18 protein-coding genes are annotated in these 19,715 nt (G+C 35.2%); 5 read left to right on the forward strand and 13 right to left on the reverse strand.

Annotated elements, in window-relative coordinates; genetic code table 11:
- Positions 1-69 precede the first annotated feature (69 nt).
- On the forward strand, positions 70-888 hold the full coding sequence (locus BW942_RS05665) for a rhomboid family intramembrane serine protease (protein WP_000145885.1): 819 nt from the start codon (positions 70-72) through the stop codon (positions 886-888).
- Between the two features lie 804 nt (positions 889-1,692).
- Positions 1,693-2,298: a GNAT family N-acetyltransferase gene (locus BW942_RS05670; RefSeq protein WP_000680361.1), complete on the forward strand. Its 606-nt coding sequence runs from the start codon at positions 1,693-1,695 to the stop codon at positions 2,296-2,298.
- A 1,200-nt stretch (positions 2,299-3,498) separates the two neighbouring features.
- Here the strand turns inward: BW942_RS05670 and BW942_RS05675 are convergent.
- Together BW942_RS05675 and BW942_RS05680 are read right to left on the reverse strand one after the other, a co-directional pair.
- A complete protein-coding gene (locus tag BW942_RS05675) occupies positions 3,499-5,301 on the reverse strand; it encodes a methyl-accepting chemotaxis protein (RefSeq protein WP_001071261.1) in 1,803 nt (600 codons plus the stop codon).
- A 1,279-nt stretch (positions 5,302-6,580) separates the two neighbouring features.
- The gene (locus tag BW942_RS05680; RefSeq protein ID WP_001186437.1) at positions 6,581-7,411 is read right to left on the reverse strand and encodes a hypothetical protein; all 831 of its coding nucleotides are present in this window, start codon (positions 7,409-7,411) and stop codon (positions 6,581-6,583) included.
- Positions 7,412-7,569: 158 nt separating this feature from the next.
- Here BW942_RS05680 and BW942_RS05690 point away from each other — a divergent pair, with 158 nt between their 5' ends.
- Positions 7,570-8,004: a universal stress protein gene (locus BW942_RS05690; protein WP_001188723.1), complete on the forward strand. Its 435-nt coding sequence runs from the start codon at positions 7,570-7,572 to the stop codon at positions 8,002-8,004.
- Here BW942_RS05690 and BW942_RS05695 read toward each other — a convergent pair whose 3' ends face one another.
- Positions 8,005-8,568, reverse strand: coding sequence for a peroxiredoxin-like family protein (locus tag BW942_RS05695; RefSeq protein WP_000395061.1), 564 nt, complete (start codon positions 8,566-8,568; stop codon positions 8,005-8,007).
- Between the two features lie 75 nt (positions 8,569-8,643).
- Between BW942_RS05695 and BW942_RS05700 the strand changes: the two genes are divergently transcribed.
- The gene (locus BW942_RS05700; protein ID WP_000422110.1) at positions 8,644-9,363 is read left to right on the forward strand and encodes a TerC family protein; all 720 of its coding nucleotides are present in this window, start codon (positions 8,644-8,646) and stop codon (positions 9,361-9,363) included.
- Here BW942_RS05700 and BW942_RS05705 read toward each other — a convergent pair.
- The 6 genes from BW942_RS05705 to BW942_RS05730 form a co-directional block, all read right to left on the reverse strand.
- Positions 9,350-10,708 carry a peptidase C69 family protein gene (locus BW942_RS05705; RefSeq protein ID WP_000332925.1) on the reverse strand — a complete coding sequence of 453 codons (1,359 nt, stop codon included), beginning with the start codon at positions 10,706-10,708 and terminating at the stop codon, positions 9,350-9,352. The genes BW942_RS05700 and BW942_RS05705 overlap by 14 nt on opposite strands.
- A 159-nt stretch (positions 10,709-10,867) precedes the next feature.
- Positions 10,868-11,290: an acyl-CoA thioesterase gene (locus BW942_RS05710; protein WP_001125898.1), complete on the reverse strand. Its 423-nt coding sequence runs from the start codon at positions 11,288-11,290 to the stop codon at positions 10,868-10,870.
- 690 nt (positions 11,291-11,980) lie between these two features.
- The gene (locus BW942_RS05715; protein ID WP_000733128.1) at positions 11,981-12,544 is read right to left on the reverse strand and encodes an LIMLP_12425 family protein; all 564 of its coding nucleotides are present in this window, start codon (positions 12,542-12,544) and stop codon (positions 11,981-11,983) included.
- Positions 12,545-12,548: 4 nt separating this feature from the next.
- The gene (locus BW942_RS05720) at positions 12,549-13,169 is read right to left on the reverse strand and encodes an RNA polymerase sigma factor (protein WP_000378482.1); all 621 of its coding nucleotides are present in this window, start codon (positions 13,167-13,169) and stop codon (positions 12,549-12,551) included.
- A 63-nt stretch (positions 13,170-13,232) separates the two neighbouring features.
- A complete protein-coding gene (locus BW942_RS05725; protein ID WP_000016913.1) occupies positions 13,233-13,592 on the reverse strand; it encodes a PilZ domain-containing protein in 360 nt (119 codons plus the stop codon).
- A 132-nt stretch (positions 13,593-13,724) separates the two neighbouring features.
- Positions 13,725-15,179, reverse strand: coding sequence for an MBOAT family O-acyltransferase (locus BW942_RS05730; RefSeq protein WP_000898728.1), 1,455 nt, complete (start codon positions 15,177-15,179; stop codon positions 13,725-13,727).
- 176 nt (positions 15,180-15,355) lie between these two features.
- Between BW942_RS05730 and BW942_RS05735 the strand changes: the two genes are divergently transcribed.
- Positions 15,356-15,961 carry a DUF3332 domain-containing protein gene (locus BW942_RS05735; RefSeq protein WP_001186895.1) on the forward strand — a complete coding sequence of 202 codons (606 nt, stop codon included), beginning with the start codon at positions 15,356-15,358 and terminating at the stop codon, positions 15,959-15,961.
- A 100-nt stretch (positions 15,962-16,061) separates the two neighbouring features.
- Here the strand turns inward: BW942_RS05735 and BW942_RS05740 are convergent, their stop codons facing one another.
- The 4 genes from BW942_RS05740 to BW942_RS05760 all read right to left on the reverse strand — a co-directional run bounded on the left by BW942_RS05740 (position 16,062) and on the right by BW942_RS05760 (position 19,702).
- On the reverse strand, positions 16,062-16,532 hold the full coding sequence (locus BW942_RS05740; RefSeq protein WP_000278813.1) for a DUF192 domain-containing protein: 471 nt from the start codon (positions 16,530-16,532) through the stop codon (positions 16,062-16,064).
- A gap of 636 nt (positions 16,533-17,168) precedes the next feature.
- The gene (locus BW942_RS05750) at positions 17,169-17,942 is read right to left on the reverse strand and encodes an enoyl-CoA hydratase-related protein (RefSeq protein ID WP_001291080.1); all 774 of its coding nucleotides are present in this window, start codon (positions 17,940-17,942) and stop codon (positions 17,169-17,171) included.
- A 7-nt stretch (positions 17,943-17,949) separates the two neighbouring features.
- Positions 17,950-19,332 (reverse strand): PP2C family protein-serine/threonine phosphatase, encoded by a 1,383-nt coding sequence (locus BW942_RS05755; protein ID WP_000219857.1) that lies wholly within the window; start codon positions 19,330-19,332, stop codon positions 17,950-17,952.
- Complete coding sequence (locus tag BW942_RS05760; protein ID WP_000906752.1) at positions 19,307-19,702, reverse strand: hypothetical protein; 396 nt, start codon at positions 19,700-19,702, stop codon at positions 19,307-19,309. The genes BW942_RS05755 and BW942_RS05760 overlap by 26 nt, the downstream gene beginning before the upstream one ends.
- Between the last annotated feature and the right edge of the window lie 13 nt (positions 19,703-19,715).

Raw genomic sequence — 19,715 nt, forward strand, 5'->3', positions numbered from 1 at the left:
AAGAGAAGAGAAACAAGAAATTCCGTTTTACGGTTGTCTTTGAATTCCGAGGAGAAATCATGTTCCTCTATGACAGGAATCTACAATCGAATCGGCCCGGAGCTGACTCCAGTAGTCCGTACCTTATTGATTTTAAACGGGAGTATCTTTGCGGTTCAACTTCTACTTTCCTGGACGGTAGGAGATTACCTAACTCTTTATTTTGGAATGACTTCCGATATGATCACTCACCGTTTTTTTATTTGGCAATTTCTGACATACGCATTCCTACACTCCGTTCAAAATTTCTTTCACATCTTATTCAATATGTTTTCTCTTTGGATGTTTGGTTCGGTTTTAGAAAGTTACTGGGGTAGTAGAAATTTTTTGAAGTTTTATTTATTCTCTTGTTTTATGGGGGGTTTTTTTCCTTGGATTTTGCATAACGTTGGATTTCATCAAGGTACAATCATTGGCGCTTCCGGTGGAATCTACGGTCTTTTGATCGCTTTCGCTTTGATTTGGCCTAACCAAGAACTTCTTTTTATGGGCTTTTTTCCTCTTAAAGCAAAGTATATGGTTGTAATTCTTATGCTCATCATTGCGTTTTCAGGTTCTGGTAGCAACATCGCACACATGGCTCATTTGGGTGGAGCAATAGGTGGAGCGATTTATTTCTTTTATTATAATAAACTAAAGTCTAAAATTCCTGCTTCTTTGTCTCTCAGTCGTTACCTTCAGAAAAGAAAGATGAAAAAATGGCAAGAAGAAATGAATCGTAAAATTCATGTCAGAGAAGAAGTAGATCAGTTATTGGATAAAATTTCTAAATCCGGTATGAATTCTCTTTCTAGAAAAGAAAAAAAATTTTTGAAAGAAGCTTCGAGTAAGTATTACTCAGAAGATTGATTTTTTTAGTTCTTATCCAAAGCTATCTATATTAACAGAAAACAATCCAATCGTTTACACATCCATCCTGTAAATTCAGCGTAAAAAATTTGAACAAAATCCTGTTGTTGGCTGGACCGCGCTTTCTGCTCCAATTCTTCGGAATTTTTCAAACTCAATGCTGTTCTTTATCATAACCAACCCCACAAATAATTGGATCTCAAGATCTATCGTCGGAATTACGACAAAATCTTCTGTAAAACTTAGTTCCCGCCCCACAACGCGACCCATAGGAAAGCGTTGTGTTGAGTTTTCCAACGCGACCCATAGGAAAGCTTTGTGTTGAGTTTTCCAACGCGACCCATAGGAAAGCTTTGTGTTGAGTTTTCCAACGCGATTCATAGAGAGCTTTGTGTTGAGTTTTTCCTATTTTTTGGGTGAGGGACGGTTCGGAAAATTTTTCTCTATCAGAAAAACATACTTTTTGCAAATAAAAAGACTCATTCTTGTCGGAACACTTGAAAAATGTACCTTTTTGAACCCAGAACGGCGATCCATAGAAAGCCCGTTCTGTTGAGTTCATTCTCATTCTAAAATCCTATTAACTTGTGGGGTTGGTTATGGTTCTTTATGGATCGCAAGATAATAATCACTTTTGCACTGGAACTCGCGTTAAATCTGCGCTTTATCACAAGATTTAAGATACTCGTTTTTATAGGGATGAGTCAAGTGAAAGGATAATGTTGTTTTTCTAATATTACACAACACGAACTCGATTTAAGAAAATGAGTTTTCTAAAAGTAGTAGTTCTTACAGTTTTGCAAAATGAAACACCACTTTCCCCCTGAACCTATTTCACTAATCGGAAACCATGTAGAACTTCATCCTCTCAAAATGGAACATTGTGAAGCATTAACCAAAGCAGTGTTAGATGGAGAACTATGGAAACTCTGGTTTACGTTAGTACCTTCTCCTGAAGCTATGAAACAGTGGATCGAAAAGGCTCTGAAAGAAGAAAAAGAAAAAAGCTCACTCCCTTTTGTTGTACAAAGTAAAGTCAATGGAAAAATCATTGGAAGTACACGTTATATGAACATAGAAAAAACAGACAGACGTCTTGAAATTGGTTCCACATGGTATTCCAAAGAATTTCAAAAAACATTTGTAAATACGGAATCTAAATTTCTTCTTTTAGAACATGCATTTGAAAATTTAGATTGTATCGCCGTTGAATTTAGAACGCATAAACTCAATCAAAATTCAAGAAGAGCCATAGAAAGATTAGGAGCGACTTTAGACGGAATCTTACGCAATCACAGGACCATGCCAAATGGAACCCTGAGAGACACCGCCGTTTACAGTATCATTTCAAACGAATGGCCAACCATCCGATCACATTTAAAATTCAAATTAGAGAGAAAATCCGAATAAAACTTATACAATTTTTTTCTAAAAACCACAATTCAAAATAGAACAAAGACTGAAAATGCTACCCAAAGCTATAGAATAGGTGTTTAAATTTTGCCCCAAAAAGAAACCTCTTTCAAAAATTATTACATTCTAATATATCAATATGAGCATCAGCTCCTACGTTATAAGTGTTCAGTCATTAGAACAATCATTTCTAAGTTTTGCGAGAGCTTCCACGCTTTAGGGAATTAGAATATTTTGTATATTAAATTAGAGCTTGTACGAAAGGCATCCAATGTGGGAGCTACTACGAAAATTTAACGACATTAGAACTACTCGAAAGTTCACAAATTGCCAAATGCGACTAATTTGTAAAAACTACTGCATTTTATTAAAAATTTCTAAAGAATTATCGTGTAAAATTTTTTGAGATTTTGGGCAGGCCTTTAGTAAAGTTTTTAAAAAATTTTCAATGGGGATTCGTAAAATTTCTTTAATTGTCCATTTCAATATAACAAAAACAGATGGAGAATTAATTTTTCAAAAATCCTAATGTAGGACTAATGCAGGAGCTTTGTATTTTTTAAATGTATAAACTATTACTAGTTTCTATTGAATATGAGTTCGAAGTAAGAGAAATTAGGAAAGATTTTTTTCTAAAAACAGTAGTTCCTACAATTTTAGAATTGGTTTGTAAAATCGTGATTTGTTATAGCTCCCACGGTATCAAATGATTTTTATTTTTTAATATTCTTTTTCTTTTGTTATTATAATTTCTGTATCAACTCCCCTATTTTTAGGCATCAAACAGACTCTTATTTTTTAGAATATTCTATTTTTTGAATTCTTTGGATAAAAACACTAGATCGTAGGCGTTGATCACAAACCATCTATAAAATTTAAATTTGAAAAAGTTCCAACAAATCAAACCACTTAGATATATTAAAACAATACTATCCCAAACTTGTTTTAAAAATTAAAATGTGAAATCTACCACAAAAAAAGCCAAAGACTTTACAGTTAAATTTGTTCACACGAATTCATATATTTTTGTTACATTCAGAAAACTAAAACAAACAAACTTAGCTTTAGACAGAAGACAGGACAAAAAAAAATAGAATTTTCTCAAAAATAGAAATCAATTATATTATAATTTACTACAAAATCGATCTGTTATATTTTTCCAAGAAAACGAAAACAGCTTTGCCGTCTAAAACTCACTCAAGTTTCAAAGAAATTCATCTCCGATTTCAGTTTATCCGCTTGTTCATTTAAACGAACAGACAATTCGTCTATCTGAGTGACCACACTACTTAAAAATTCGGTCGTTTCCGAAATCGAAACGATCGTTTTTGAAAACTCTTCAGAAGTTTTAGTCTGTTCTTGAGTATGATTTCTAATTTCATCCGAAGAGATAGAAAATTCAGTAAACGCAGATTTTACCTGCTCGCTTGCGGTTAACTGAGAATCAGAAAGTAATGCTACTTCCGAAATACGATCCAAAGTTGTACCTACAGTATTTCCGATTCTTTGAAAAACGGTCTGCATAGACTCGATCACTTCTCTACCACTTTTTGTAGCGCTCAAAGCTTCCGAAATCGCAGAAGTAATTCTCTTAGCATTCTCTTGAGTCTGTTCTCCTAATTTTGCAATTTCTTGCGCTACAACCGCAAAACCTTTTCCGGCCTCACCCGCTCTTGCTGCTTCAATCGAAGCGTTCAAAGAAAGAAGACCAATTCGATCCGTAATTTCTTTGATTACGTTTACTGTAGCACCCATCTTTGTAGTACTTTCATCGATTGCTTCCATCGCTTTTTGAGTTCCCTTCAAAGCTTCTTCGCCACTTTTGGTTTCACCTTTCATTCGATCCGCGTCCGCTTTAGTTTCTACAAGAGCGGAGTGAACCTGACGAATCCTTCCTTCTAATTCCGCCAAAGAAGTTTGTGCTTTTTTAGCAATCAGAGTTTGGCTTTCTGCTCTAGAAGCAGTAGAATGAATCGAAGCTGAAATTTCCTCAACTGCCGAACTCATCTCCTCGGAAGAAGCCGCCTGATCTTCCATTTTTCTAGATAACTCACTTGTATTCTCTCCTAAAGTTTTAGAACTTTCGGAAAGTTTAACCGCTTCCTTAGAAACCCTTTTTACAATAATACGAAGTCGCTTAACAAATTCGCTTAAGGCTCTGGTATTAGAACCCAATTCGTCACTGGAAACGGTGGGAAGAACCTGAGTCAAATTTCCATCTGACATCTTTGCAAAAATTTGAATCATGTTTTCTGAATTTCTTCGGATCGTAGAAGAAAGCTGAAAAGACGCAACTCCAACAGCAATCAACATAAACATCAAAGTAAGAATCAATGGGATCGTAACATCTCCTAACTTGATCCATCCAGAAGTTTCTTCAAATAGTAAATAACCTAAAATTACGATTGGAAGAATTGCGATCGCAGAAATCGTGCTGAAAATTCTAGTATGAATCCCAACGGTTTTTATTTTTTCGGGATCGGTATAAACATCACCCAAACGATCAGATTCTAAAAGTGTCACAAGTGTGGATTCCGTTAAAAAGAAATGAGAAACTCCTAAAACCGGATAAATGATTGCAGGCAAAAAAATAAACGGAAGCGACTCGATCGTTTTTGGAACAAAAAATAAGTGCATAATTCTCCAAGCAGCAAAGATTCCGTAACTCCACTGGATCATATAAAACCAAGAATTATAAAGAGGAAAGTTGAGAATTTTAGTTTTAATCTCAGACTTTTCTTTAGAATTTAGAATAAACCAATTTTTATCCTCTAAGTTTTTTAAAAGTCTTCCAAGAATCACAAAACGAACGGAAGGAACCACAAACGAAGTGGTCAAAGAGATCGTAGAAGAAATGATCAACCCTATCGATTGGTTGAAATCGTAACCTCCAGCAGAAATTACGAACAAAACCGCCAAAGGAACCGCTAAAATTGAAGTTAGTAGTTCCAAACCTATCGTTAATTTCCATCGCAGTTTTTTAGATTCAAATTGATTCATAATATACTCTACCGATTAAATCGAGTTGTAATGTAAATGGTTTTCTATTTACAAACTATCTACTGAACTCATTTTTTTATGCTACCTCGAAAGAAAAGTATCTTCCGAAAATTATTTTTTACTTTATCTCCATAAAATAAAAACGAATCCGATAATAAGAATCTTATTTAGAAAGTTTAATTTTTTAGTAAAAGAGTAAAACGTCAGGGTTGTTATACTTTTTAGTCTTTAAAACCAAAAGATTAGAATAAAGTTACTTTTCAGTAAACGTAGGAACTACTACTTTTAGAAAAAATTTTTCTAAAAACTTTGAAACGTAGTTCAAGTTTTAAATATAAATTCCTCATATAAAATTTTTCAGATAGTATGCTCATCAATTTAAAAAATGAATAGTTTTTGCAATCCAACTTGAGTTGAAACGTGAACAAGAGATAAGAAACCCGTTTTATCTTAGGTCAATTTTTTAGTAAAAAATAAATGTGGGAACTACCACAAATCGTGGATTTACAGTTGGACTTTAAAAATTGTGGGAACTACTATAAAATACAAAAAGAATCGCTGTCCAGTCGACTTTGCGCAAATTGTTGTTTTGCAGCCATCATCAAAATTGAAATCCAATCTTAACGTGAATTCTGGCTAAGAAAGAATTTTTTAAAAGTATGAGTTCCTAGAATTTGTTTGTAATATCGTGGTTTGTGGTGTGGTAGTTCCCACATCATTAGACAAACTTAAGTTTTGTGTGAGTTCCTACTTAAATACAACAAGATTCAATTGTTATAAACTTCTATTTGATAAATTGTGGTAGTTCCCACATTTAAAGAATCGATCTATAAAGCTCAGATTCCAACTTTTTCAGAATCATGAGTTTCTTACATCAAGTTCACGTTAAGACTATTTAAAAACTTAAAATGTGGGATCTCAAACAAAAAAGCCAACAATTTCAAGTTAGATATAATTTTTTAAGAATTTCTGAGTCTTTGTAAAATCGCCCATTCATTTCTGGAATTATTTTCATGCGTTTGAGTCATCAATGTGGAAATTTAGAAATGTTACGACCAGACTTTGAAAATGTAAAATAACGCGAAAGGGATCGACGCGGGGTCAATAAATTGAAACTAAAGATGTAATATTGTATTACGTTTCTTTAATGCAATTTATTGACCAGAGCTGAGAGCCCGGTCCGGCTTGCCATAGGCAAAGCCGGATTCGCCCCGGTTTTCTTACGCCAAACTCATGTTCAGTGATTCAATTTGATAAGAATCAGTAAAACTTCTTTAATTTATTTCCTTTTAAAATTAAACTCAGAATCCTTACCTGAGTTCTTCAAGGAGTTCATAGTTTGTAAATATAATCTTTTAATCACAGAAGATTTCCAATCAAACCAATTGGAAATCTCTTCGTAAGTATAAATAACTTCAGCTCTCAAAAGTTTTTTTCTTAGTTTCCGTTTCTTTTGAGAAGAAAAGTTCGCCGCATCTTTTCGATTGGAAAAAAGCAGTTGATGTGAGATTTCCATTTTCTCTAAAATCATAATCTCTTTACATCGAACAAAGGACGTTCTTTCTACTCTTTCTTTTAAAAAATCTCGTATCGAATTTCTGGACGAAGCAAGGATACTTTTTAAAAGTAAAATATCCTTTCTTTCCAAAAATAGATTGTGTTTGAGTTTAAAGATCAAAACTCCTCTCGGATCTAAATTTTGTAAAATTTCTTGTAAGAAAATTTTATGCGGAGAAGGTTCACAATCATAGTCCGGTTCATAAACCACAGATCCAGGCAAACTATCCGGTTCCAAAAAAATGGGTTTTCTTTTTAAAGAATTGATTTTCTTTTTCCATTGATTCAAAACGAGATGTTTTAAAAACACGATCGCAAACGCCGAAAAATTTTCGAATTTTCCAGTTTCGTATATTTTAGAAAAATATTCTATTTTTTGAATGAACTTGAGTAGAACTTCGCTTCTTTCATCTTCACCGAGAGAATATTTACGTACCGCAATTCTACCAATCCAAAATGCTGCTTGTTCAATTAAATCTTTTGAATCTCCTAGATTCTTATATTTTAAATAAGAATTTATGAATATACAATCCAATTCTGTTTTTTGTTGCATGATCGTAAACTAATTGATTTGCAACTTTTTTGTCTAAGTCATTTATAAAACTAAAATTCTCCAATGAATCAAAATTAAATCGTATTAGCCTAAATTTTAATATTTTTTGATTGGAAAACCAACTTGAGAAGGATACACTTTTGGCAAAGAGAAAGTACATGCAAAGATTTATCAAAAAGATTTTAGTTCCAGTAGACGGTTCGGAAAGTTCTAAAAAAGCTTTGGAAATGGGAATTGCGATCGCAAAAGCTGCAAACGCAAGCCTTACGATCTTGGAAGTGGTAGAAGAATTCGGTCCTCTTCCAGGTTATTACGAAAAAGCTCCCGAAGGAAAGGACAGAGTAAAATGGATTTCGGAACAAAGATTCGAAAAGATTCATTCTCCTTTAGATGAGTCACCAGAAATCAAATGGGATCGATTGGTTTTAGAAGGTTATCCGGCAGACACAATCGTAGAAACGGCTACAAAAGGAAATTATGATATGATTGTAATCGGTTCGAGAGGACTCTCCGCAGTAGGAAGATTTTTAGTAGGTTCCGTTTCCGATCGAATCGTTCATCACGCTACTTGTTCAGTGACGGTCGTCCGTTAACTAAGCGGGTAAAACCCCAGGTCCAAATTCTGGTCCGGGTAAAAGAGTGATTCCGGGAAGATTTTTCCAATCGGGATGATCTCCTATATGCCTGTATCTATGTTCCCATACGATACGATCCTGAACTACAAGAAATACTCCAGGCATCTGCAAAGGATTACTTCCGGGAATTCCATAAAAATGTCCTTTGAGAGTAGCCCTCGCAATTCCCATCCATACTTCAGGACCTGCAAGTTGGATTAAATTTGCGTTTTGTAATCCCAAGTCTTGATAAAATTCCGTATTTGGATCGGAAACCACACAAGCGTCCCTCCAAACTTCTTCAAAAAATTTTTCGCAGTTTTTTAAATTTTCAGGAAAAAAAAATAAAATCGAAGGAAAAGAAAGAGAACTTTCAAACATCTCTTTCAAATCAGCAACCGCCTCCCTAACAAAAATACATCCCGAATGTCTTAAAAAAACTAAAAGACTAAGACGAGGAGGCAGATAAGTAAGAATGTTCTTTCCCCTCAAATGAATTCCAAACGCTTCTCTCGTTTTAAAACTTTCCGGAAGAAACTCCATACCTATACAGTATGCCTCCTTAAGTTTCTTTGTAAATCGATTGATTTATTCCTTTTCGAAAAATTAACTGCAAGGATGGAATTACTTTCTCTCGATAAAGTTGTTGCAATTCTTACTCTTACTCTCATGGAAATCGTCCTAGGGATCGACAATATTGTTTTTCTTTCAATCGTTTCCGGAAAACTTCCTAAAAATAAACAAAATCAAGCAAGAAGTATAGGTCTTACTTTAGCCCTAGGTTTTAGAATCGCTCTACTATTCGCAGTTAGTTGGATCGCATCCTTAACAGCTCCCTTTTTTACAATTGCAAATTTTGCAATCTCAGGCAGAGACTTGATCATGCTCGGAGGAGGTTTGTTTTTAATCGCAAAGAGTACGAGCGAAATACACGGTAAGGTGGAAGGTCTCGAGGAAGATCATTCTAAATCTAAGAAGGAAAAAATTTCTTTCTGGAGTGTAATCGTTCAATTGATTCTTCTAGATATTATTTTTTCCGTGGATTCGATCGTGACCGCGGTTGGACTTTCGGGCCAATTTCAAGTTATGGTCGCAGCGGTTATTCTTTCTATGATTGTTATGCTTATATTTTCCGGAACTGTCAGTGATTTTATCAACGAACATCCTTCTATGAAAATTTTAGCACTTTCATTTTTAATTATGATCGGCGCGATGTTATTTGCAGACGGACTACACTTCCATATTCCTAAAGGTTACGTTTATTTTTCTATGGCATTCTCTTTAGGAGTAGAACTGATCAATATGAGAATTCGAAAGGCAAACTCTAAGAAACATTAATACCCGCTTTCCGATTCCAAACGGACCACTGCCAATTGTAAAAAGGAGCAAAGGTCCGTTGCCGGTTTTTACTTTTGAGTTCGTTTAACAAAGAATTATTCCAAAAACGATATTCCTGCAAAGTCGTGCGGATTGCAGTTTCGCTTAACGTGTCTAAAGTCTTCTGCCCTTTCCTCTTTTTTAGAATTCGATTCGATTCCTCAAACCACAAATTCTCTAAATCCAGGATCCTTTGTTGAACCGCACGTTTCGCCTCCGGATAAAATCTCTGTATTTCTCGGTAGAATTTCTCGTGAGTCCACCAAAGAGAAGAATCAAACGCCGCTCCCGGTTGTTCAAAATTTTTTTCCAAAAAACTCGTTCCCGAAAAACCAGCTGGAATAAAAAACGAAATTGAAGGAATAGAAGTTCCAGTAAACCAAAAACGATTTTGGGAAACGTCTGGATTTAGTTCAGCTACCATAGAACCAGTAGTTCCGTTAGGCGTAATCGGACCGGTCGCGTGAAGACAAACAGAACCCATGTTGGATCTGAAAGGAAAAAACGGTTTGGTAATTCCCGGCTCTCCCTCCTGTCTCAGAATTTCCATCGCTTCTCTTGGACCTAGATTTCCTTTTTGATCCGAGCCCAAATCGGAAGTGATTTTTCTTCGAATCTTACACTTGCTGAAAAAAGTAAAAAAGGAATCGGAAAACGAGGCTCGAAACGAAAACGGTTTTTCCTTTTTTATCCATCCATTTTGATAAGCGAAGTCAATCGCGTTAGGATGAATTGCATCGTAGTTATCTTCAAGAGTCAACCCGTTAGAAATGGAATAAAAACCTTCTATCTTTTTCCAAGCCCAAAATTTTCCTGCAGTCTCCAATACGAATGCGTTTTTAAAATCAGCGATTATAAAACTATTATGATAATAAAAAGAAGGATTTGTATAACCACCACAAGCGTCTTGACCAAATTTTTCTAAAAATTGAAGAATAGTTTCTCTTGCAGTTTCCGCGTCCTTGCTTCTTTCCAATGCAAGTCTAAGCAAATCCATACCGGTCAATCCTTGATTTTTCTTTTCAAAAGGAATTTTTGTAAAGACCGCTTCGTTTCCGATCACCACACCGGACTCATTGGCTCCCATCTCAGCGCCCCACATCTGAAAAGGTTTAGATAAAATTACTTCCTGAGTTTGTTTTGCTCCTGGAACTTGAATATAAGTACAAAATGTCTTAGACTCTTTGGATCTGGCTGGAACTCTCAAAAGGGCCTGTGCCTCGTTTGGTTCTCTATCTGAATTTTTTCCAAAAATCATAGAACTGGTTCCGGTAAAGGAAGGAGTAGCAACAAAAGTATCACACATGGGTTTTGAAGTTTTTCTGTAAAAGCGGATTGGCAAGTCGTTTTTTACTGTTTCGTGCGAGTTCAGTTTCAGAAAATTTGCAATTCAATTTTGAAAATGTGAGAACTCTTACCAATTAGAAAATCCATCATTTTCAAATCATCGTTGAAAAAGTAAAATTCAGACGCGACTTTGAGCAAATAAACTTTTATAGATTTCAGGAAGTTGAGTTGGTTTCTGAGTCACAAAGTTCAGCCAAAGAAACTCTCCGCTTGCGGTCGCCACACAATCCCCTTCTTGATTCCACATCGTACATGAAATTTTAAAAGAACGAGAAGAAACAGAATCCACCTGCATTGTAATTTCCAACGTATCCGGATAACGAACTTGTTTTCTATACTCTACTTGAATGTGTGTAATGACTGGACCTGTTTGCGAAGACGTATCCGAAGTGTCCCATAGTTTTAAATCGGTGAAATAATTCGCCCTTGCATTTTCAAAATACTTTGCATAAACCACGTGATTGACATGCCCAAACGCATCCATATCTCCCCAAGCAACTTTCTGTAGATAACTGTAAGAATAACGGACCGGTTTTGGCATTGGCTAAAATCCCATTTTTAAAATTTATTGATTTCAATTTTTTGGATATAAACTTACTTCATTAGTTTTACAGTTTTTTTCAGTAGCAAGTTTTGACGAGTTCCTATATTTTCTAGTTTTGGAACAAATTTTATAAGTTATTTCTACTGATCTTTATAAAATTGAGTACCGCTAATTTTATCACAAAACACTGGTCCCATGCAAAATATTAGGTACTTTATTATATAATTATGAATAATATTACTCTAATTCCAGCTAAACACTTTAAACTACAATAATATTCAAAAGTAATAAAATAACACTAGATTAAATTGAAACTCACTGTTTTTCAATCATTGACAAAAATTGATTCCTCATTTGACCTACTCAAGAACTACATAATAAAATACCTATTGAATCGTTTACAGTTTAATTATGTGAATTTAGAGAAAAAAATCTGGACAAATAAGCGCAACAACTCCTAAACCCAACATCTCACTCCCTGAATGTCGATCCTTAGAGAGGCATTCGCTGAGTTTTCCGGGTCGTTCGAGAAACTCAACATTTTTTAGCGCAATATAAGAATCGCTTTCAAATTTGATTCTATTGGACTTACAAAAAACGGCACTTTATAATAGACATTTAGGTGCTCAATTTTATAGAGATCAGTAATACAATTTAAAAAAATCTAATATTATTACTCAATCACGTTTACGGATTGTTGGCTTGTTCCAAAATCCGATCCAATTCTTCTACAATTCGAATTTCTCCTCTTTCAAAAAAATATTTTCGAAGAGATAAAATCGTTTTTCTGGCTTCAGAAGTAGAAGAAATTTGTCTAAGAAGTTCTTCATTTAACCCGGATTGAAACTTACCAGAAGAAGGAATATCCTGAAAACTCTTGGTTTCCGATTGTCCGAATAAAGATAAAGTACCAGTTCTTTCTGATTGATTTTCTACACCAGAACTTTGGATTCGATTATAAGTTACAAATACAATTGCAAATACCAAAACTCCCGAAAACGAAAACTGTAAACCTCGATTAGAAAGAACGTTTTCCCAAATTCTTTTCCACCCATTTTCAGGTTCGGGTTGAATGGTCTTGAGCTGGTTTTTCAGTCGAATTGAAAATTCCTGACTCAGATTAATGTGACTCAGCTCCTTGTCTCTAAGTTCAGACATAGTTTTTACAAGCGAATTTTCAATTTTAAGCAGATCTCCGTCTTCCTTTCGAAGAAAAAGCGGAATTCTAAATTTTGAATGTAATTTTTTCATTTTTTTACCTAAAGTATCCTTCACCCTTACCGTCTTGTAGAATCAAATGTTTTAGGAATTCTTTGGCCTTAAAGAGTCTGCTCTTTACGGTTCCTACGTTCGTTCCCAGAACCTCCGCAATTTGCGCGTATGACATTTCCTCAAAGTATCTGAGTTCGATTACCTCTTTATAGAGATCTTCCAAGCCGTTGATTTTGCTAATTAGATAGTTGGACTCATCACTAAGTTCAATTTTTTTTTCGAACCCCAATCGATCGTCCGTCACCTGATATTCCTTATCATCCATAGAATTTTCTTTAGCTCGTTTCCGTTTCGCTAACATATCCTTGGATTTGTTAACTACAATCCGATAAAGCCAAGTGTAAACTCCGGAATCTGCCCTAAAATTACGAATGGATCTATAACCAGAAATGAGAGCGTCTTGAACAATGTCTTCCGCGTCGTCTCCGTCTTTTACCATCGAAATCGCCTTACGATAAAGTCTTTCTCGAAACAGACTGACAAGTTGAATATACGCTTCATCGTCCCCTTCTTTGATCTTCTTGAGTAGACCAATTTCGATCTCCCTTAAAGTAGGCTTTTTAGGAACGATTTGTTTTTGTTCCTTTTTTGTAGAAGAATCCATGATTCAAAGATCCTCAAGGAAGAGAATATGGCAATCCGGAAACTTAGAACGAAAAACTAAGAGTTACGGATTTTGTAAGGAAAGATTGATCAAAACCAGGGATTCAGTCAAAATCAGAGGTTCTCTAAATTTAAGACCGTAGACAAATCGTATCTTATCATCAATCGTTTCTTCGCCGACCCATATAATATCACCTTCAAATTCGATACGTTTTCCGGATTTCTTTTCGATAACCGAACCATAAACAGACTCCGTCATATTCAAATCTTCCCCATTTAGAATCAGACAAATTCCGGTTTCGGAAATATTTCCTATTTTTGCATGAAGAGTGATTAAACCAAATTCAATTTGTATGATATAGTCCGCATAAACTCCAGGATGGTATCTATGACTTCTGGGTTGTTTGTCTGGGCTGCCGGACATATCCGGATCAGAGTCGACGTAGAATGAATGTTTGTCGAGAACGATTTTTATAGGAATTCGTTCAGAATTACAGAGACAGAGTTCCCGTCATTCGCATTAATAAAATTCAGATTAAACGAATTGATTTCATAATCAAAATTGAAAGTAGATGAAAGGAAGCTCTAAATCCGGAGTCAGCAAAGCCAAACCTACGGCAATCACAGGATAAAAGGAAAATTCAAGCCAAACTGGAGGATCCCACTCTTTCTTTTTTTCAAAGATCTGATAACCCAACCAATGTCCTACCATCACACAAAGGATAACCGGAATTCCAGTCTTTAACATATAAGGACGTAAACCTCCTTCATTAAAGAAAAACATCTTCTTCCACATAACCCACCCTTTAGAGACAGATTCCGCTCTAAACCAAGTCGCTACCGCTACCGAAACCAAACAGGTTAGAAAAATTTGGATTGGAGCCAAAATCTTTTCTGGAAGGATCTGTAAATTCGGAAAATGTTTTTCTTTGAAACTTCCGTAAAGCGCTTCTATCAATAAAATCGTACCTTGACAACTTCCCCAGATGATAAAGGTCCAAGCGGCTCCGTGCCAAAAACCGGCCACAAACATAGTAAACCAAAGATTGAATCTATGTCGAAATGCTCCCGCTCGATTTCCTCCCAGAGAAATATATACGTAGTCCCTAAGCCAGGTAGAAAGAGTGATATGCCATCTTCTCCAGTGTTCAGTAACACTCCTTGCGATAAAAGGCATACGGAAATTTTCAGGAAGTTCGTAACCTAACAACAACGCAGAAGCATAAGCCATATCAGTATAACCGCTAAAATCGCAATAAATTTGAATAAGAAATAAAGTAACCGCCAACCAAAGCGCCACGGTTCCAAAGTTTGTAGGATCTGCGAAAATTTTTTCCACGATCGGAGCCGCGTTATCCGAAAGTACTACTTTTTTAATATAACCTAATATAAAATAACGAATCGCCTTTCTAAATCGAATCTCAGTCAGATTTTTAATCGTATCTAACTGAGGTAAAAAAGTTTTTGCAGTTACGATGGGACCTGCAACGAGTTGAGGAAAAAAAGAAACAAACAAAGCAAATCTTAAAAAACTTTTTTCGGGAAGAATCTGTCCGCGATAAACGTCGATCGTATAACTCAAAGACTGAAACGTATAAAAAGAAATTCCCACGGGAAGAATGATGTGCAAAACCGGAAGCGCATTTTTTACACCGAAATTCCCAAGAAATAAATTGATTGAGTCTGCAAAAAAATTATAATATTTGAAAAAACCTAAGATGAATACAAGATTCAAAACCAAACTGGTAGTAATCAGTATCCATCTAATTCTTTGATTTTGGGAAGAATGGATTTTATCGGCGAGTATAAAATCGATTACTGTAGAAAGTAATATCAAACCACCAAATCTCCAATCCCAACTCATATAAAAATAATAACTGACTACGAGTAAAAAAAAATGAGTGAGAGTAAGAGACTTTGTATCTTTTCCGAAAAAATACGGAATTAAATACCAATACATCAGGAATACGAAGATAAAAAATACGAAAAATTCTAAAGTAGGAAAAAGCAAATCCTTCGCTCCCGATGTTCCCTCTATCTTTTTTCAAACGCAACCCAGGTCAAGGAAATATGCCACGATGATCCGTAGGCTCTAATTCGAATTTCCTTTTTTAAAAAAGAAAAACCTTGCATAATTTTAAGGAAAAGATTCAATTTTCAAAAATTCGATCAAGGAGTTGTCCTTTCATGCAACAAAACAAATTTCGTAAGGCTATTGTAGCGATTCTTATGCCGATGATTCTTGTTGTTTCTTTTGGGAACTGTTTCGGTAAGTTTGCAATCGTTAAAAAAGTATATGAAGTAAACGATGGTTTTAACATAGGCAGTGGTTTATTGGCTAAATTTATTAAAACTCTTGTTATGTATTTTCCTTTCAGCATTCTTTATTTCGTCGGATTCTTTTTCGATTTAATACTATTTAACTTAATCGAATTCTGGTCCGGTAATAACCCAGTAGGTTACAACGAATATGACGAAAATGGAAAGTACGTTAAGGCCTACGAAGAAAATGGAGAAAAACTTTTACTGAGTTATTCCGACTTTGGAAAAAGATTGGACATCCAGTTCGCAAAAGAAGGTAACTCTCAAAATCTGATCGTATTTCGTGCTGAACCCGGAAAATTCTTTGTTGAGAAAGACGGCAAATTGGAAGAGATCGTAGTATCTTCGGAAACAGTAGGATCAAAAACGATTTTAAAAATGGCGGAACAAGGCAAACTAAAATCAACTAAAGTTGTAGATACAAAAACATTAAATGACTTAGAAGCAAAGTTAGTTTCCGAATCTCTCTAAACAAAAACCATTAAAAATGCCCTAGGAAATCTTCCTAGGGTTTATCAATTCATATTTTTTAATATTCAGAATTTATGATAAACTTACAAAAACAAGTCGATTATTGAACCGCCCTCACCCGATCCGGAATTTTTAGCACTCCGTATTTGCCTATTTTTCTTTTAATAAACCAACCCTGATTTACTTCTAAGGCATACATTGCTTTTTCGCTAGAATGATACAATTCTTTCGTTTGATTTGGCTTCATATCATGTATATCAGTGATTCTTCGATCACTATTAAAATATGCAATACTGAGAGGAATCAGAGTATTTTTCATCCAAAAACTCAAATATTCCGGTTTTGCAAAAACAAAAAGCATACCTTCGTTTTCTCCCATGGATTTTCGATACATCAAACCCCTTGCTCGATCTGCGGGAGTATTTACAACTTCTACAAGTAGAGGATGTTCATCCACATAGATTGTTATCTTTTCTACATCCTTTGAATATACGTTGTATGAAACACAAAAAATAGAACCCAGTACCAATAGGATTTTAAATACAAATCTTGTTATTTTTACTTTGTACATTAAAAATATCACTTTCATTTTTATCCGATTACAAAAGGTTTTTTATGAATTAACTTGTGTTTGGTGTAAAAGCGAATCTTTTTTGATAATCATTTCTTTTAAAAAGAAATGATCCATGATTTTAAAATACCAACGTAACAGTTTCTATCATTTTATAAATTACAGTAACTCCCACTGACTACATTTCTTTGCGTAATTTTATAGATTTTTCAATCGTTCCGAAAATCGAGATTTTACAGTCTAACTTCGAAAATGTGGGAACTACCACAAGTCGAGATTTTACAGTCTAACTTCGAAAATGTGGGAACTACCACAAGTCGAGATTTTACAGTCTAACTCCGAAAATGTGGGAACTACCACAAGTCGAGATTTTACAGTCTAACTTCGAAAATGTGGGAACTACCACAAGTCGAGATTTTACAGTCTAACTTCGAAAATGTGGGAACTACCACAAGTCGAGATTTTACAGTCTAACTCCGAAAATGTGGGAACTACCACAAGTCGAGATTTTACAGTCTAACTTCGAAAATGTGGAAACTACCACAAGTCAAGACTTTACAGTCTAACTTCAAATTTGTGGGAACTACCACAAATCAAGATTTTACAGCCTAACTCCGAAAATGTGGGAACTACCACTTAAAATTGAGCTGATCTTTTTTCCAAAAACGCGCTCATACCTTCTTTAGATTGCCCTCCGTCAAAACAGTCTCCAAACGCCTTTTCTTCTATAGAAATTCCTTCCTTTAAAGAAACATCTAAACCCTGTTGGATTGTCTTTTTAACTCTTTCGATCGCCTGAGGTCCTTTTTTAAGGATCGAGTTTGCAATCGATTTAGAAAAATCTAATATACTTTCTCCCTCTTTTACGAGTTTATTAAGAATCCCGATTCTATAACCTTCTTCCGCAGAAATCATTTCCCCGGTTATTACAAGCTCAATCGCTCTCGCATAACCGATCAATCTGGCTAGTCTTTGTGTGCCTCCAAAACCTGGAATCAGTCCCAGAGAAACTTCCGGCAAACCCAACTTCGCTTTTTCAGAACCGACTCGTATATCACAGGCAAGAGCAAGTTCTAACCCTCCGCCAAGAGAAAAACCATTGATCGCGGCAATCGAAACGATTCTGGATTGATGCAATTTTTGGAATACAGAATTTCCTAATTTAGAAAACTCGTTTCCCTGAGAAACGTTTAAGTCTTTCATTTCGGCAATATCGGCTCCGGCAACAAACGCTTTACCTTCACCGGTCACAATTAAAACTCTTATGTTTTCATCTTTTTCAAGCGCATCCACTTCTTGACCGATCTGAATTAATACTTCCCGATTGAGGGCATTCAAAGCGGAAGGTCTTTGGATCGTAAGAATTGCAATTTGTCCTTCTTTAGTTATATTGATTAATTTTTCACTCATTTCTATTTTACTCCACTTCCACGATCAAAAAAAGTGTATCGTCTTCTAAAGCTACGTTTCCAAAAAAATCTTCGACCGTTTTTTGTACGTTTGCTTTAAAGGTGCTCAAATCTTTTTCAAATCGGTTCGCATTCAATATTTCAAGCAGCCCTTCCGTTCCAAGAAGTTTTCCTTCTCGATTCTTGTTTTCTATCAAACCATCCGTATATAAAAAAAACCGATCCTTCTCAACGAGAGGAAATTTGACTTGTTCTGCAATTGGCTTTTTAATTCCAAAACCTAAAATGGCGCCTTCCGTTTCTACTTCGTGAAATTCTTTTGAAAAAGAACCGTGGATCAAATACGGATGTCCCGCATTCGAAAAGGTAACTTCCCTAGAAATAAAATCCAAAAACATATAAATCGCAGACGCGTGATAAGACTGAAATTGTTTATGGAGAGAATCGTCTATATAATCCATCAAACGAGAAGGATGTACTTTCAAAATATAAGGCATCGTAGAAACCATAATCTTAACCATCGAAGCAACAAGAGCGGAAGCGATCCCGTGCCCCGCTACGTCTGTAAGAAAAATTCCAGTGTTTCCTTCCCGGAGTTGTACAAAATCAAAAAAGTCTCCGCCTATATGATTGGGCGCAATTCTCATCACTTCATAACGAATCCCTTTGATACTCAGTTTTCCAGGAAATAAATTTTCCTGAACCTGTTTTGCCACGATAAGATCCTGTTGAATAAATTTATATTCTAGATCCAACTCAGACGAAATAGAAATCAGCCTTTTTACGATAATCACGGAAGAAGTACCGATAACGATACAAAGAACATAGACCACGTCTGGCACAAAAAGGATTCTAGGAAAATCATCTAACCCTAATTCCATTCTTTTAATGGAAACGAAAAAGATATGTAGACAAATTGAAACCGTTCCGGTTAAAAAACAAGAGCCCTTTTTCAAACGAAACATTTGGAATATTACAATAAACGATATTAGTAAAAAATAATTATTATAAATCTGAAGGCTTTCTAAATCTCGAAAGTGATAGAAAGATTCGTGAAATAAATTCATCAATAAAAAAATGATGATCACGTTCGAAATGTGAATTACCCAAGAAAGAAACCTTTCCTGAAAAGAAAGAACCAACCCCATTACGTTGACCAGAAAGATAATACCTAAATAAACACCACCCCTTTGTGAACTTCTGACTTCTGGAATCGCAAGCGTAGAATACATCATAAAATGAAGAAGAAACGCAAGCCGTATAAAAGACTGATCGATTCTAGTCTGATCTTTCCAAGACTGAGCCTCGCTATAATTAAATTCCCTTTCAAAGAAAGTGAAAGGGTTTAAAAAATCGGATTTGAATCTACTGAATCGTTTTATCCAAGTCATAACGAACAATTTCCGATCCGGAAAGATAAATTTTCAAATTCCATCCGGACTCTAGATATTGATCCAGCTTTTCCGAAATTTTAAGCGCCTCTTTTTCATCGTTTACCCTGATAAAAAAAGAACCAGATCTAGATTTGTAGTTATAAGGGAAACGTTCGTTTAACAAAATCGAAACTCTAAAATGATCAACTCTAGTTTCTATTATGATATGAGAGACGTGTTTTCGATTGATAATTCTTTCACCGATAGAAAGATTCCAAGGATTTGTTTCAGTCGATTCAAGACGAAAGAATAAAAAAAGTGTAGGTAACAGAAAATAGAACATTTTTGTTTCAGATCTGGGAAATTTGTCATCCAAGTTTATAAGCATCCTAAATAAGCGC

The sequence above is a fragment of the Leptospira interrogans genome, assembly GCF_900156205.1.
In the GTDB taxonomy this organism is placed as follows: Bacteria; Spirochaetota; Leptospiria; order Leptospirales; family Leptospiraceae; genus Leptospira; species Leptospira interrogans.